Genomic DNA, 14,280 nt, shown 5'->3' on the forward strand with positions numbered 1-14,280 from the left:
AACCTAACCGGCGGCGGCCCGCGCGGGCGAACCGGTCTCGCCCTCCGGGCGCACGTCACCGGGCCCGGCCTCCCCGGAGCCCCGCATCCGCCCCGCCGCCAGCACCGCCGCTCCCGCCAGCACGGCCAGCGCGGTACAGGCCGGCCACAGCAGCTCCGGCGACGCCGCGTACAGCGCCCCGCCCAGCGGCGGCGCCAGTACGACCCCGCTCACCGACACCCCCGCGTACAGGCTCTGGAACCGCCCCTGGGCGTGCGCGGGCGCCTGGTCCGCCACGAAGGCCGTCGCCGGCGTCTTGTACAGGATCTCCCCGGCGGTGAGCAGCAGCATCATCGCCGCCGCGAGTGCGATCCCCGCCCCGAACACCAGCAGCCCGTAGCCGAGGCCGACGAGGATCAGGCCTGTCCCGACGACGGCGAGCGGCGCGTACCGCCGCAGCGCCGCGGCGGCGGGCAGTTCGAGGAGGAGGATGACTCCGCCGTTGAGGGCGAACAGCCACCCGTACACCTGGGTGCTGAGGCCGTGGTCGGCCAGGAAGACGGGGAAGGTCGAGAACAGCTGCCGGTAGACGAGGTCGGCGAGGAAGACCGACACCAGCAGCACCACCAGGGCGGGCCGGTCGCGCAGCTCCCGCCGGATGCTCTTCCCGCCGCCGGGTCCGGGCCTGCGGACCGCCGCGCCGCGCGCGGGCATCACCCGGGACACGTACAGGGCGAAGAGGAGCGTCCCGATCCCGTCGGCCACGAAGAGCGCGGTGTACGAGAACGTGAGCGCGACCAGCGCCCCGAGCGGCGCGCCCACGGTGAACCCCGCGTTGCCCGCGGCCCGCATCACGGCGAAGCCCTGCCTGCGGGCCACCTCGGGGACGCTGACGGCGACGAGCGCGGAGTTGCAGGCGCGGACGGCGCCCTGGGCGTACTGGCACAGCGGCAGCACGCCGTACAGCGCGGCGACCGGGATCAGCGGCAGCAGGCACAGCGCCGCCCCGGCGAGCACGGCCGCGCCCAGCAGCGTCCGCCGGTGGCCGAACCTGTCCCCGAACCAGCCGCCGGTGAAGTTGCCCGCCACGAGGCCGAGGCCGCCGATGCCGCTGAGCAGCCCGGCCTGCGGGACGGACAGGTCCCGCTCGTCCGTCAGGTACACGAAAAGGTAGATGAAGGTGAAGGCGACCGCGCTGTTGAAGAAGATCCCGAACGCCAGCAGCCAGACGGCCCTCGGTATGTCCCTGAAAGTCCCCAACATGCCTGCCCCGCCCCTCAGTTCCTTTTGGGAACCGACTATGGCAGCATCGTCACCGCAGGTCAACGACGCAAAGGGAGGCCCACCTGATCCTGGTCGTCGACCGCGACCGAACTATCCGCGAGGTGGTCTCCAGGTGGTCTCCGGCGACACGGACATCACGGCGAGCGTGGACCGGGCCCTCGGTGCGGTCCTCGGCGCGCCCCGCCGTGACGGAGACGTCTTCCGCGCACCGGCGGTCGTTCCCGCCCCCGCACGGAATTCCGCAGACCGTTCGAACCCCGATACGGTGGGCCGCCGATCTTCCCCTCGCACACACCCACCCCATGGAGCACGCAGTGACCCACTACTCGGGCGGACCCCCCGGCAGCCCCCCGCCCGGACCCCCGGGCCCCGGATACGGCTGGAACGGCGGCTGGGCGCCGCTCCCGGACGCGCCGAAACCCGGTGTGGTCCCGCTGCGTCCGCTGGGCCTCGGCGACATCCTGGGCGGCACCTTCTCGGCCTTCGGCCGGTACTGGAAGCCGCTGCTGGGCACGGCAGCCGTGGCGTACGGGACGGCGCTGCTGGTCGCGTGCGGCGCGATGGCCGTCGCCTACGCCCTGTGCACCGACGAGTTCGACGTGATCGAGCGCTCGATCCGCGCCAACGACTCCCACCCGCCCACCTCGGCCCTGGTCAGCGTCGCCGTGACCTTCGGCGTGGCGGCTCTCTTCGGCGTGCTGTGCCTGATGGCCGCCTCCGCTCTGACGCAGGCGGCCTCGCCCGCCGTGCTCCAGGAAGCGGTACTCGGCCGGCCGGTCACGTTCCGCCAGGTGTGGGGCCGGGCGGTGCGCCGGTTCCCGGCGGTGCTCGGGGCGCTGTCGGTCCCGTGGCTGCTGTCCCTGCTGGTGGGGGCCCTGCTGTCCGCGGGGTACGTGGCCCTGATGCTCACCGTCGTGGAGAACCGGGGCGGGGAGGCGGCGGGTGTGTGGGCGGCGGTCGGCCTCGGGCTGGGGCTGCTGCTCGCGCCCGCGGCCGTGTGGCTGTGGGTGCTGTTCAGCCTGGCCCCGGCGGTCGCCGTCTTCGAGTCCGCAAGCCCGGTGCAGGCACTGCGCCGCTCGGCCCGCCTGGTGAAGGGCTCGTGGTGGCGGATCTTCGGCATCACGCTGCTGCTGTGGCTGATGGCGACCGTGGCGAGCTCGCTCATCCAGATGCCGTTCAACCTCCTGGGCGCCTTCTCCATGGTCCCCGGCATGGACGTCGACCATACGGACGACGCCGCCGCCGCGGCACAGATCATGCTCTCCGTGGGCGGCTACGTGCTGATCAGCCTGCTCGGCAGCTTCATCAGCCAGATCCTGGTCACCTACTTCCCGCAGCTCACCACCGGCCTGCTCTACGTCGACCAGCGCATCCGGCGCGAGGGCCTGGCCCCGGCGCTGATCGACGCCGCACAGGTCCCGCCGCCGCCGCGGCACTGAGGCACGCGGCTGCGACAACACCGCGCACGCGGACACGGCTGTGCCCCCGGCGCTCACACGGAGCACCGGGGGCACAGCCATACGCACAGTCGTGCGTACGGAGGGGAACTCAGACGTTGAAGCCGAGCGCGCGCAGCTGCTCGCGGCCGTCGTCGGTGATCTTGTCCGGGCCCCACGGCGGCATCCAGACCCAGTTGATCTTGAGCTCGTTGACGATGCCCTCGGTGGCGGACTTCGCCTGGTCCTCGATGACGTCCGTCAGCGGGCAGGCCGCCGAGGTGAGAGTCATGTCGATGGTCGCGATGTTCGCGTCGTCGACGTGCACCCCGTAGATCAGGCCCAGGTTGACCACGTCGATGCCCAGCTCGGGGTCGACCACGTCGTACAGGGCTTCGCGGACCTCTTCTTCGGAGGCCGGCTTGGTCGTCACAGTCGTCTCGTCGCTCATGCCGTCTCCTTCTTCGCGCTCTCGCCCAGGGCCTGGGCTGTCGCGTCCTTCCATGCCATCCAGCTCAGCAGGGCGCACTTCACCCGGGCGGGGAACTTCGACACCCCGGCGAACGCGACCGCGTCCTCCAGGATGTCCTCCATCGCCTCGTCGGGCACGACGGCGCCCTTGGACTGCATCAGCTCCAGGAACGTCTCCTGGATCTTCCGCGCGTCGGCGAGGTCCTTGCCGACGAGAAGGTCATTGAGGACGGAGGCGCTGGCCTGGCTGATCGAACAGCCCTGGCCCTCGTAGCTCACGTCCTCGATGCGCTCGCCGTCGTACTTCACCCGCAGCGTGATCTCGTCGCCGCACGTGGGGTTGACGTGGTGCACCTCGGCGTCGCCGTCACGAAGACCGCGCCCGTGCGGGTGCTTGTAGTGGTCCAGGATGACTTCCTGGTACATCGAATCCAGCTTCACAGTGTTCCCCGCCCTACCCGAAGAAGTTCCGTACGTGCTCCAGCCCGTCGACCAGCGCGTCGACCTCTCCGGGCGTGGAGTACAGATAGAACGACGCTCGCGTGGTCGCAGGAATTCCGTAGCGCAGGCAGACCGGACGCGCGCAGTGGTGTCCGACCCGTACCGCGATGCCCTCCTCGTCGAGTACCTGGCCCACGTCGTGCGGGTGGATGTCGCCGAGCGTGAAGGAGAGCGCCGCACCGCGGTCCTCGGCCGTCGCCGGGCCGATTATCCGCAGGTCCGGGACTTCGAGGAGACGCTTGACCGCGTACTCGGTGATCGCGTGCTCGTGGCGCGCGATGTTCTCCATGCCGATCGCCGAGAGGTAGTCCACCGCCGCGCCGAGGCCGACGGCCTGCGCGATCGGAGGTGTACCGGCCTCGAACTTGTGCGGCGCGGGAGCATACGTGGACGAGTGCATCGACACGGTTTCGATCATCTCGCCGCCGCCCAGGAACGGCGGCAGGTCCTCCAGGAGTTCCTGACGGCCCCAGAGCACGCCGATGCCGGTCGGGCCGACCATCTTGTGGCCGGTGAAGGCCACGAAGTCGGCCTGCAGCGCCTGCACGTCCAGCACCATGTGCGGGGCGGCCTGCGAGGCGTCGATGCAGACCAGCGCGCCGACCTGCTGCGCGCGCCGGATGATCGTCTCGACCGGGTTGACCGTGCCGAGCAGGTTGGAGACCAGCGTGAAGGAGACGATCTTCGTCTTCTCGGTGATGATCTCTTCGATGTTCGACAGGTCGAGACGGCCGTCGTCGGTGAGGCCGAACCACTTCAGCTTCGCGCCCGTGCGCTGCGAGAGCAGCTGCCACGGCACGATGTTGGAGTGGTGCTCCATCTCCGTGATGACGATCTCGGTGTCGCGGTCCACCCGGTAGGGCTCGTCGGCCCAGGTGAGCATGTTGGCCACGAGGTTGAGCGACTCGGAGGCGTTCTTGGTGAAGATCACCTCGTCGCGGCTCGGCGCGTTGATGAAGGCGGCGACCTTGTCGCGGGCACCCTCGTACAGTGCCGTGGCCTCCTCGGCGACCGTGTACACACCGCGGTGCACGTTCGCGTTGTGCCGCTCGTAGTACTCGTTGAGCGCGTCGAGCACCTGGCGCGGCTTCTGCGAAGTAGCGGCGGAGTCCAGGTAAACGATCTTCTTGTCCCCGTGGACGATGCGGTCCAGCAGGGGGAAGTCCTTGCGGATCGCGTCCGTGTCGAGGAGGCCCGGCAGTTGTGTCACGCGGCTGCGCCACCCTTCGTGTACTTCTCGTAGCCCTCGGCCTCGAGCTGGTCGGCGAGTTCCGGACCACCGGACTCCACGATCCTGCCCGCCGAGAAGACGTGCACGAAGTCCGGCTTGATGTAGCGCAGGATGCGCGTGTAGTGCGTGATCAGCAGCGTGCCGACCTCGCCGGTCCCGCGGACGCGGTTGACGCCGTCCGAGACCTGGCGGAGCGCGTCGACGTCGAGGCCCGAGTCGGTCTCGTCGAGGATGGCGATCTTCGGCTTCATGAGCTCCATCTGGAGGATCTCGTGACGCTTCTTCTCGCCGCCGGAGAAGCCCTCGTTGACGTTGCGCTCGGCGAAGGTCGGGTCCATCTGGAGCTGCTCCATCGCGGACTTGACCTCCTTCACCCAGGTGCGCAGCTTGGGGGCCTCGCCACGCAGCGCGGTGGCCGACGTGCGCAGGAAGTTGGACACCGAGACGCCGGGGACCTCGACCGGGTACTGCATGGCCAGGAACATGCCGGCGCGGGCGCGCTCGTCGACGGACATCTCCAGGACGTCCTCGCCGTCGAGGGTGACGGTGCCGCTGGTGATCGTGTACTTGGGGTGACCCGCGATCGAGTACGCGAGGGTGGACTTGCCGGAGCCGTTGGGGCCCATGATGGCGTGGGTCTCGCCCTGCTTCACGGTCAGGTCGACGCCCTTGAGGATCTCCTTGGTGCCGTTCTCGACATCGACGGAGACGTGCAGGTCGCGGATTTCAAGCGTTGCCATGGGGTACTCAGGACTCCTGGGTGACGGAGACGAGCACATCGTCCCCTTCGATCTTTACGGGGTATACGGGGACGGGGCGCGTCGCGGGCAGGCCGGACGGCTTTCCGGTACGGAGGTCGAAGCTGGAGCCGTGCAACCAGCACTCGATGGCACAGTCCTCGACTTCGCCCTCGGACAGCGAGACGTTCGCGTGCGAGCAGATGTCGTTGATCGCGAAGACTTCGCCCTCGGTCTGGACAAGGGACACCGGCGTGCCGTCGACCTCGACCCGCTTGGGGGTGTCGGTCTCCAGCTCGCTCAGCGTGGCCACTCGTACGAACGTCATCAGACGGAAGCCTCCAGCTCCGCATCGATCTTGGCGAGCAGGCGCGCCTCGACGTCGTCGACGCCGATCTGCTGGACCAGCTCGGCGAAGAAGCCACGCACGACCAGGCGGCGGGCCTCGTCCTCGGGGATGCCGCGCGACTGGAGGTAGAAGAGCTGCTCGTCGTCGAAGCGGCCGGTCGCCGAGGCGTGGCCCGCTCCGGCGATCTCGCCGGTCTCGATCTCCAGGTTGGGGACCGAGTCGACGCGCGCGCCGTCGGTCAGCACCAGGTTGCGGTTCATCTCGTACGAGTCGGTGCCCTCGGCGGCCGCCTGGATCAGGACGTCGCCGATCCACACCGCGTGCGCGTCCTGGCCCTGGAGGGCGCCCTTGTAGGCCACGTTCGACTTGCAGTGCGGGACGTTGTGGTCGACCAGGAGGCGGTGCTCCTGGTGCTGGCCCTTGTCCGTGAAGTACAGGCCGAACAGCTCGGCCTCGCCGCCGGGACCGGCGTACGAGACGCGCGGGTGCAGCCGGACCAGGTCGCCGCCGAAGGTCACCACGACGGACTTGAAGGACGCGTCCCGGCCCACCAGCGCGTTGTGCTGCGCCACGTGGACGGCCTTGTCGGCCCAGTCCTGCACGGACACGACGGTGAGCTTCGCGCCGTCGCCGAGCACGTAGTCCACGTTGGCGGCGAGCACGCCGTCACCGGTGTGGTCGATGACCACGACGGCCTCGGCGAACGCGCCGAGCTCGAAGACCTGGTGGCCGTAGGCCGTACCGCCCTCGCCGTGCACCGACACGCGGATGGGCTCGGTGAGGACGGTCTCCTTGGGCACCGAGACGACCGAGGCCTTCTCGAAGGCGGAGTACGCCTGGGCGGCCACCCGGTCCACCGGGGTGCCGGCCTTGCCGAGGCGGGCGTCGGAGCGGTCGACCGTCTCGACGGTGACGCCCTCGGGGGCGTCGACCCGGACGGTCAGCACGCCGCCGGCCTCGGCGGTGCCGTCGTGCAGACCGCGCAGCCGGGCGAGCGGGGTGAACCGCCACTCCTCCTCGCGGCCGTGCGGCACCGGGAAGTCCGCCACGTCGAAGGACGGCGGCGCACTCATGCGGGTGGCGACGGTGGACTCCGCCGCCACCGCGAGGGAGCCGGAGGTGGTGGAACCCACCGGGATGTTGGTCTGGGCCTCAGCCATGGCTGTCGTGGTGCTCTCTCTCTGGATCAAGAAGTCGGGACGTGCGGACGGAGGGGGACGGTCAGCCGACCGAACCCTCCATCTGCAGCTCGATCAGCCGGTTGAGCTCCAGGGCGTACTCCATCGGGAGCTCCTTGGCGATCGGCTCGACGAAACCGCGCACGATCATCGCCATCGCCTCGAACTCGGTCAGACCGCGGCTCATCAGGTAGAAGAGCTGGTCCTCGGAGACCTTGGAGACGGTCGCCTCGTGGCCCATCGACACGTCGTCCTCGCGGACGTCCACGTACGGGTACGTGTCCGAGCGGGAGATGGTGTCGACCAGCAGCGCGTCGCACAGCACGTTGGACTTGGAGCCGGGCGCGCCCTCACCGATCTCGATGAGACCGCGGTACGAGGTACGGCCGCCGCCGCGCGCCACCGACTTCGAGACGATGTTCGACGACGTGTTCGGCGCCATGTGCACCATCTTCGCGCCGGCGTCCTGGTGCTGGCCCTCGCCCGCGAAGGCGATGGACAGGGTCTCGCCCTTGGCGTGCTCGCCCATCAGGTAGACGGCCGGGTACTTCATGGTGACCTTGGAGCCGATGTTGCCGTCGACCCACTCCATGGTCGCGCCCTCGTACGCCACGGCGCGCTTGGTGACCAGGTTGTATACGTTGTTCGACCAGTTCTGGATCGTCGTGTAGCGGCAGCGGCCGCCCTTCTTCACGATGATCTCGACCACGGCGGAGTGCAGCGAGTCCGAGGAGTAGATCGGCGCGGTGCAGCCCTCGACGTAGTGCACGTAGGCGTCTTCGTCGACGATGATCAGCGTGCGCTCGAACTGGCCCATGTTCTCCGTGTTGATACGGAAGTAGGCCTGCAGCGGGATCTCGACGTGGACGCCCTTGGGCACGTAGATGAACGAGCCGCCGGACCACACGGCCGAGTTCAGCGACGCGAACTTGTTGTCGCCGACCGGGATGACGGTGCCGAAGTACTCCTGGAAGAGCTCCGGGTGCTCCTTCAGCGCGGTGTCGGTGTCCATGAAGATGACACCCTGCGCCTCCAGCTCCTCGTTGATCTGGTGGTAGACGACCTCGGACTCGTACTGGGCCGCGACACCGGCGACGAGGCGCTGCTTCTCCGCCTCGGGGATGCCGAGCTTGTCGTACGTGTTCTTGATGTCGGCAGGCAGGTCCTCCCAGGACTGCGCCTGCTTCTCCGTCGAACGCACGAAGTACTTGATGTTGTCGAAGTCGATCCCCGACAGGTCCGAGCCCCAGTTCGGCATGGGCTTCTTGCCGAACAGCTTCAGACCCTTGAGACGCAGCTTCAGCATCCAGTCGGGCTCGTTCTTCTTCGCCGAGATGTCGCGGACGACAGCCTCGGACAGGCCGCGCTTGGCCGCGGCACCTGCCGCGTCGGAGTCGGCCCAGCCGAACTCGTACGTGCCCAGGCCCTCGAGTTCGGGGTGGGCAGTCTCCTCGATAGGGAGTGTCATGCGGGGTTCCTCCCGGCCGTGCTTGCTGATGCTGAATGACTGGTGTGACTGACCTTGGGGATGTACGTCGTGCAGACCCCGTCGCCGTGGGCGATGGTGGCCAGCCGCTGGACGTGGGTCCCGAGCAGTGCGGAGAAGACCTCGGTCTCCGCCTCGCACAGCTGCGGGAACTTCTCAGCGACGTGGGCGACAGGGCAGTGGTGCTGGCACAGCTGCTCTCCGACCGGTGCGCTACGCGCCGTAGCAGCGTACCCGTCGGCACTCAGGGCCCTCGCCAGAGCCTCGGTGCGCTCCTCGGGGGGCGCCGCCTCGACGGCTTCCCGGTACGCCTCGGCCTGCGCGGCGATCCGGGCGCGGGCGAACGCGGTGACGGCCGCCTCGCCCTGCTCGCCGCCGCCGGCCGCCCGGGAGATCCAGGTGAGGGCGTCGGCCGCGAGAGTGTCGTAGGACTGGTCGAAGGCGTCCCGGCCGCAGTCGGTGAGCGCGAAGACCTTGGCGGGCCTCCCGCGCGTACGCGCACCGTAGACGCGCTGCTCCTTGGCCTCCACCACGGTGTCCGCGACCAGCGCGTCGAGGTGGCGTCGTACGGCTGCCTGCGTGAGGCCCAGCCGCTTCGCCAGATCGGCGACGGTGGACGGCCCGTGGTCCAGGATGGACCGCGCGACACGGTTGCGGGTCGACCGCTCACCTGTCGCGATGTCCTCCTGAGGAACCTCGCCGTCGTATTTCACAACACCATTGTTGCGTAATTCTTCTGGGCCTGACAACCCGGCCCCGGAACAAGATCCGTGGACTACATCACTTAGGTAAACCTAAGCTGACCTGCGGAAATGATCATCGGTCAGACAATCGTGAGGCCCGCCGGCGAGCGCCGTCGACGGCTTGCCGGCATGCCGTCACGCCTGCCGCACCCGTCCCTGCGCCCCCGCGGCTCCCTCGCCGCCGACCTGCATGACCTGGGAGTACGTCCCCCCGTACACCCCTCCTCTTAAGCTCCTCCGTCCGCGCCCCGGGAGGGATGTGCGGCTCCCGGGTGGGTGAACGGGACGCCGGCCTCCTCCCGTCCGGCGGCGCGACGGTGCACGCGCAGGGGTGAGGGGAAGGAGCATCGGCCCGGGGCCGCCAGGGACCCCGCCTTGCCGGGCGTGGCGAACCGCCCCACCGGCCACGTCGCGCCCGTACGCGGGTACCGGCCCCGTGCCGGGGTCCCCGTCCCCCGCCGCCTAGACTCGCTCCCATGTCACATGAGCCCGTCGTCCAGGTCACCGGCCTGGTCAAGCGGTACGGATCCAAGACCGCGGTCGACGGCCTCGACCTCACCGTCGCCCCCCGCACCGTCACCGCCGTCCTGGGACCCAACGGCGCGGGGAAGACGACCACCGTCGAGACCTGCGAGGGCTACCGCAAGCCCGACGCGGGCACCGTCCGTGTGCTGGGCCTCGACCCGATCGCCGACGCGGCGAAACTGCGCCCCCGCATCGGCGTCATGCTGCAGTCCGGCGGCGTCTACTCCGGCGCCCGCGCCGACGAGATGCTCCGCCACATGGCCAAGCTGCACGCCCACCCCCTGGACGTGGACGTTCTCATCGAACGCCTCGGGCTGGGCAGTTGCGGCCGTACGACCTACCGGCGCCTCTCCGGGGGCCAGCAGCAGCGCCTCGCGCTCGCCATGGCCGTCGTCGGCCGCCCGGAACTCGTCTTCCTCGACGAGCCGACCGCCGGTCTCGACCCGCACGCGCGCCGCTCCACCTGGGATCTCGTCCGCGAGCTGCGCGAATCCGGCGTGAGCGTCATCCTCACCACCCACTTCATGGACGAGGCCGAGCAGCTCGCCGACGACGTCGTGATCGTCGACGCCGGCCGGATCATCGCCCAGGGCGCCCCCGCCGAACTCTCCCGGGGCGGCGCCGAGAACACCCTGCGCTTCACGGGCCGCCCCGGCCTCGACCTCGCATCGCTGCTGAAGGCCCTGCCGACGGACACCCTCGCGGAGGAGCTGGTCCCCGGCACGTACCGCATCAGCGGGAAGATCGACCCGCACCTGCTCGCCACGGTCACCTCCTGGTGCGCGCAGCACGGAGTGATGCCGGACGGCATCTCGGTCGAGCGCCGCACCCTCGAAGACGTCTTCCTTGAGCTGACCGGTAAGGACCTCCGTCCATGAGCACCGCCCCTTACACCCCGATGCCGGGCGCGGCCCCGCTCGGCCGGATGATCGCGGCGCAGACCGCCCTCGAAACGAAGATGCTGCTGCGCAACGGCGAACAGCTCCTGCTGACCGTGATCATTCCGGCACTGCTGCTCGTCCTGTTCTCGGCCGTCGACATCATCGACACCGGCCGGGGCAAGTCGGTGGACTTCCTCGCCCCCGGCGTCCTCGCGCTCGCCGTCATGTCGACCGCGTTCACCGGTCAGGCCATCGCCACCGGTTTCGAGCGGCGCTACGGCGTCCTCAAGAGGCTCGCCACCTCTCCGCTGCCGCGCTGGGCGCTGATGACGGCGAAGACGCTGTCGGTGCTCGTCACCGAGGTGCTCCAAGTGCTCCTGCTGACCGTGATCGCCCTCGGCCTCGGGTGGTCGCCGCAGGGCGACCCCCTTTCCGTCCTGCTTCTGCTGCTCCTTGGCACGGCGGCCTTCTCCGGGCTCGGGCTGCTGATGGCCGGCACCCTGAGGGCGGAGGCGACGCTGGCCGCCGCGAACCTCGTCTTCCTGCTGCTCCTCGTCGGCGGAGGTGTGATCGTCCCGCTCGACAAGTTCCCGGACGGCGTGCAGAGCGTCCTCGGCCTGCTGCCCATCTCGGCACTCTCCGACGGACTGCGCGACGTCCTGCAGCACGGCGCGTCGATGCCGTGGGGCAACCTGGGCGTCCTGGCCGGCTGGGCCGTGCTCGGTCTGGGCGCGGCGGCGAAGTTCTTCCGCTGGGAATAGCGCCGAGGAACCTGCGAGTGACGTCACACGCCGTACCGGGCCCCCTCGTGAAAAGCTGCACAAGCTCCGGCCTACGATGGTTGCCGTGTTGACCCCCCTCGCCCTCATCGCCAAGCGATGGACGCCCACGCCCCGTACGCTCCAGCGCGCCGCGCTGTCCGCCGTCGTGATGAGCGTGCTCATCATCGTCACCGGCGGCGCGGTCCGGCTGACCGGTTCCGGCCTCGGCTGCGACACCTGGCCCAAGTGCACGTCGGAGAGTCTGATCACCACGCCCGAGCAGGGCATCCACGGTCTGATCGAGTTCGGCAACCGCATGCTGACGTACGTGCTGTCGGCGGCCGTCGGCTGGGCGATCATCGCGGCGCGCTCCACCAAGCCGTGGCGGCGCGGCCTCACCCGGACCGCCTGGTTGATGTTCTGGCTGGTGATGAGCAACGCGGTGCTCGGCGGCATCTCGGTGCTCTCCGGCCTCAACCCGTGGACGGTGGCGGGCCACTTCCTGGCCGCCAATGCCCTCCTCGCGGTCGCGGTGATCACCTGGCAGCGCACCCGGGAGGGCGACGCCCCGCCACGGCCGCGCGTGCCGGGCCCGGTCCGCAAGCTGTCGTGGGCGATCGTGGTGGCGACCGTGCTGCTGCTCGTGCTCGGCACGTCGGTGACCGGCTCCGGCAAGCACGCGGGCGACAAGAGCGAGGTGCCGCGCATGCCGTGGGACTGGACCGACGCGGCCCACCTGCACGCCGTCTCGGCGTGGGTGGTCTGTGCGCTGGCCATCGCGATGTGGTTCGTGCTGCGCATGGTGGACGCCCCGGACGACACCCGCAAGCGCTCCCGCGACCTGCTGATCGTGCTGGTGGCGCAGGGCGTCGTCGGTTACGTGCAGTACTTCACGCACGTCCCGGAGCTGCTGGTCGGCCTGCACATGCTGCTGTCGTCGCTGATGTGGATCGCGGTGCTCCGGCTGGCCCTGAGCCTGCGCGAGCGTCCCGTGGAGGAGACCCCGGAGGTCCCCGCGCAGCCCGACGCCCCGCTCACCACGGCCGTCTAGCCGCACAGCCGGGCGGCCCCGGCAGCCGCCCGCCGTCCGGTCACGGCGCCGACCGCCCGCCCCGCTCGTCGGCGTCCAGCCGGTAGACGCGGCGGGCGTTGCCCGCGGAAAGCATCCGGGCGACCCGTTCCGCGTCCGGCCTGGACCACGCCCCGTCGGCCACCCACCCGCCGAGCACCCGTCCCAGCGCGTCGCGGAACTGGTGCGCGCCCACCACGTGCAGTTCGGGCAGCCCGCGGGCCCCGCTGGAGAAGAGCAGCTTCCCGAACGGCGCCAGTTCCAGCATCCCGGCGAGCACGGCGGCGGCCCGCGCCCCGGTGTGCGCCACGGCAGGACCCAGGTCGGCGTACACGTGCGGGAAGAGGCCCGCCAGCCGGGCCGCGTGCGCGTGGTACGGGGAGCCGTGCAGCAGCACCAGATCCGTGCCCAGGCCGGCGCTGGCCGCCGCGAACTCCGTCAGCTGTTCCGGATCCCCCGCCACGCGCAGTTGCACTGGCAACTGACAGCCGATCGCGTTCCACAGCAGGTGGCGCAGCAGTACCGGATCGCTCAGCAGCCCTCCTGCCCGGCGTCCCGCCAGCCACCGCCCGGCGGCGCCGCGCACCTCTCCCGGCCCCGGCGGGTGCGGGGCGAACGCGAGCCCGTCCCGTACCCCGGCGACCGAGAGGAAGGCGACCGCGGACCTCGTCGCCGCGTGCATCGCCTCGCCCAGGTTGGCGAGGAAGCCCTCTGCGGTGCCCGAGGTGTCCGCGACCTGTTCGGCCAGCAGTTCCAGCCGTACGATCTCCCGCGCCTGCGCGTCCCCCGCCGCCGCGAGCTCCCCGGGGTCCGTCAGGTCGCCCGGCGGACCGGTGTCGACGAGGTAGGTGGCGATGCCGGTGCCGCGCAGCAGCCGGCGGCCCGCTTCCAGGGCGCCCAGTTCGCGCCGTCTGGCGAGGTAGCGGGCGGGCGGGCAGTGCGGCTCCAGGCCGAGCAGGGGCGGGCACCAGCGGCGAACGGCGAAGCCCGTCTGGGTGTCGAAGAAGGTGGTGCCCGGCGCGGGTGGCGCGGCGGTGCTGCCGAGGTGGGCCTCGAAGGTGCCGAGGCCCAGCTCGGTGCGGAGCACCCCGTGGCAGTACTGGTCCACCAGCGACGGCGGGGCGGTGATCATCGGGGGCTCCCTGCGCAGACCGGGGACTGAGCTGTCTTCCACTGGTCCTAACGGGTGAACCCCGCGCAGGGGTACTGCTACGGCTTGCCGGAAGAGGGGTTGGCGGGGCCGCCGATCTGGAGTCCGGCCATCCGGCTCCACTCGTACGGGCCGGTCTCCACCTTCGCCGCGAACTCGCCGTCGAAGTCCTCGTGGACGGTGATGCCGGCCCGCTCGGTGGCCGCCTTCGCCACGTCGTACGTCGGGGCCACCAGGTCGCCCCAGGCGCCGTCGTCGCCCACCAGGACGATCCGGGTGCCCTTCTGCCCGAGGTACGCGAGCTGGCCCTCGGCGCCGCCGTGCTTGCCGGCGAACGCGCCGATCTGCTTGGCCAGCTTGGCGGTCCTGCGCTCGGCGGACCTGGGGGTCGCCTGCGGGGTGGCCGTCTCTGCCTGCTTGGTGTCTGCCATGAACAGGATGCTACCGACGGGTAGCGAAACGCGCGACGGGCGGGTCGCGTGGCCTTGACCACGTGAGC

General features: G+C 70.4%; 15 protein-coding genes. 4 read left to right on the forward strand and 11 right to left on the reverse strand.

Annotation, left to right across the window (positions count from 1 at the left end):
* Nucleotides 1-3: 3 nt before the first annotated feature.
* Nucleotides 4-1,242, reverse strand: a complete 1,239-nt coding sequence (locus HNQ79_RS00085; RefSeq protein WP_373312440.1) for an MFS transporter — start codon at nt 1,240-1,242, stop codon at nt 4-6.
* Nucleotides 1,243-1,565: 323 nt separating this feature from the next.
* Between HNQ79_RS00085 and HNQ79_RS00090 the strand changes: the two genes are divergently transcribed.
* Nucleotides 1,566-2,702 carry a DUF7847 domain-containing protein gene (locus HNQ79_RS00090; RefSeq protein WP_185025444.1) on the forward strand — a complete coding sequence of 379 codons (1,137 nt, stop codon included), beginning with the start codon at nt 1,566-1,568 and terminating at the stop codon, nt 2,700-2,702.
* A 109-nt stretch (nt 2,703-2,811) separates the two neighbouring features.
* Here HNQ79_RS00090 and HNQ79_RS00095 read toward each other — a convergent pair whose 3' ends face one another.
* From HNQ79_RS00095 to HNQ79_RS00130, 8 genes are all read right to left on the reverse strand, one after another.
* Entirely contained in the window at nt 2,812-3,150 is a 339-nt protein-coding gene (locus HNQ79_RS00095) for a metal-sulfur cluster assembly factor (protein WP_185025446.1), read from the reverse strand.
* Nucleotides 3,147-3,611, reverse strand: coding sequence for a Fe-S cluster assembly sulfur transfer protein SufU (gene sufU, locus HNQ79_RS00100; protein WP_185025447.1), 465 nt, complete (start codon nt 3,609-3,611; stop codon nt 3,147-3,149). Before sufU ends, HNQ79_RS00095 begins: the two co-directional genes overlap by 4 nt.
* Before the next feature lie 13 nt (nt 3,612-3,624).
* Nucleotides 3,625-4,881: a cysteine desulfurase gene (locus HNQ79_RS00105; protein WP_185025449.1), complete on the reverse strand. Its 1,257-nt coding sequence runs from the start codon at nt 4,879-4,881 to the stop codon at nt 3,625-3,627.
* Nucleotides 4,878-5,642: a Fe-S cluster assembly ATPase SufC gene (sufC, locus tag HNQ79_RS00110; RefSeq protein ID WP_185025452.1), complete on the reverse strand. Its 765-nt coding sequence runs from the start codon at nt 5,640-5,642 to the stop codon at nt 4,878-4,880. Before sufC ends, HNQ79_RS00105 begins: the two co-directional genes overlap by 4 nt.
* Before the next feature lie 7 nt (nt 5,643-5,649).
* On the reverse strand, nt 5,650-5,967 hold the full coding sequence (locus tag HNQ79_RS00115; RefSeq protein WP_185025454.1) for a non-heme iron oxygenase ferredoxin subunit: 318 nt from the start codon (nt 5,965-5,967) through the stop codon (nt 5,650-5,652).
* On the reverse strand, nt 5,967-7,148 hold the full coding sequence (sufD, locus tag HNQ79_RS00120) for a Fe-S cluster assembly protein SufD (RefSeq protein ID WP_185025456.1): 1,182 nt from the start codon (nt 7,146-7,148) through the stop codon (nt 5,967-5,969). The genes HNQ79_RS00115 and sufD overlap by 1 nt, the downstream gene beginning before the upstream one ends.
* Nucleotides 7,149-7,209: 61 nt before the next feature.
* Nucleotides 7,210-8,634 carry a Fe-S cluster assembly protein SufB gene (sufB, locus tag HNQ79_RS00125; protein WP_185025459.1) on the reverse strand — a complete coding sequence of 475 codons (1,425 nt, stop codon included), beginning with the start codon at nt 8,632-8,634 and terminating at the stop codon, nt 7,210-7,212.
* Complete coding sequence (locus HNQ79_RS00130; RefSeq protein ID WP_185025461.1) at nt 8,631-9,365, reverse strand: helix-turn-helix transcriptional regulator; 735 nt, start codon at nt 9,363-9,365, stop codon at nt 8,631-8,633. The genes sufB and HNQ79_RS00130 overlap by 4 nt, the downstream gene beginning before the upstream one ends.
* A 506-nt stretch (nt 9,366-9,871) precedes the next feature.
* Between HNQ79_RS00130 and HNQ79_RS00135 the strand changes: the two genes are divergently transcribed.
* From HNQ79_RS00135 to HNQ79_RS00145, 3 genes are all read left to right on the forward strand, one after another.
* Nucleotides 9,872-10,798 carry an ABC transporter ATP-binding protein gene (locus HNQ79_RS00135; protein ID WP_185025463.1) on the forward strand — a complete coding sequence of 309 codons (927 nt, stop codon included), beginning with the start codon at nt 9,872-9,874 and terminating at the stop codon, nt 10,796-10,798.
* Nucleotides 10,795-11,562: an ABC transporter permease gene (locus HNQ79_RS00140; protein ID WP_185025465.1), complete on the forward strand. Its 768-nt coding sequence runs from the start codon at nt 10,795-10,797 to the stop codon at nt 11,560-11,562. The genes HNQ79_RS00135 and HNQ79_RS00140 overlap by 4 nt, the downstream gene beginning before the upstream one ends.
* Nucleotides 11,563-11,638: 76 nt before the next feature.
* The gene (locus HNQ79_RS00145) at nt 11,639-12,613 is read left to right on the forward strand and encodes a COX15/CtaA family protein (protein ID WP_185025467.1); all 975 of its coding nucleotides are present in this window, start codon (nt 11,639-11,641) and stop codon (nt 12,611-12,613) included.
* Nucleotides 12,614-12,653: 40 nt separating this feature from the next.
* Here HNQ79_RS00145 and HNQ79_RS00150 read toward each other — a convergent pair whose 3' ends face one another.
* Nucleotides 12,654-13,760 (reverse strand): amidohydrolase, encoded by a 1,107-nt coding sequence (locus HNQ79_RS00150; RefSeq protein WP_185026494.1) that lies wholly within the window; start codon nt 13,758-13,760, stop codon nt 12,654-12,656.
* Between the two features lie 80 nt (nt 13,761-13,840).
* Nucleotides 13,841-14,212, reverse strand: a complete 372-nt coding sequence (locus tag HNQ79_RS00155; protein ID WP_185025469.1) for a hypothetical protein — start codon at nt 14,210-14,212, stop codon at nt 13,841-13,843.
* Nucleotides 14,213-14,280 lie beyond the last annotated feature (68 nt).

The sequence above is a fragment of the Streptomyces candidus genome, from assembly GCF_014207445.1.
In the GTDB taxonomy this organism is placed as follows: domain Bacteria; phylum Actinomycetota; class Actinomycetes; order Streptomycetales; family Streptomycetaceae; genus Streptomyces; species Streptomyces candidus.

Coding starts and splice junctions, on each gene's coding strand:
- HNQ79_RS00085 (WP_373312440.1), bottom strand. CDS start 1,242: ATGTTGGGGACTTTCAGGGACATACCGAGGGCCGTCTGGCTGCTGGCG.
- HNQ79_RS00090 (WP_185025444.1), top strand. CDS start 1,566: ATGGAGCACGCAGTGACCCACTACTCGGGCGGACCCCCCGGCAGCCCC.
- HNQ79_RS00095 (WP_185025446.1), bottom strand. CDS start 3,150: ATGAGCGACGAGACGACTGTGACGACCAAGCCGGCCTCCGAAGAAGAG.
- sufC (WP_185025452.1), bottom strand. CDS start 5,642: ATGGCAACGCTTGAAATCCGCGACCTGCACGTCTCCGTCGATGTCGAG.
- HNQ79_RS00115 (WP_185025454.1), bottom strand. CDS start 5,967: ATGACGTTCGTACGAGTGGCCACGCTGAGCGAGCTGGAGACCGACACC.
- sufD (WP_185025456.1), bottom strand. CDS start 7,148: ATGGCTGAGGCCCAGACCAACATCCCGGTGGGTTCCACCACCTCCGGC.
- sufB (WP_185025459.1), bottom strand. CDS start 8,634: ATGACACTCCCTATCGAGGAGACTGCCCACCCCGAACTCGAGGGCCTG.
- HNQ79_RS00135 (WP_185025463.1), top strand. CDS start 9,872: ATGTCACATGAGCCCGTCGTCCAGGTCACCGGCCTGGTCAAGCGGTAC.
- HNQ79_RS00140 (WP_185025465.1), top strand. CDS start 10,795: ATGAGCACCGCCCCTTACACCCCGATGCCGGGCGCGGCCCCGCTCGGC.
- HNQ79_RS00145 (WP_185025467.1), top strand. CDS start 11,639: ATGGTTGCCGTGTTGACCCCCCTCGCCCTCATCGCCAAGCGATGGACG.
- HNQ79_RS00155 (WP_185025469.1), bottom strand. CDS start 14,212: ATGGCAGACACCAAGCAGGCAGAGACGGCCACCCCGCAGGCGACCCCC.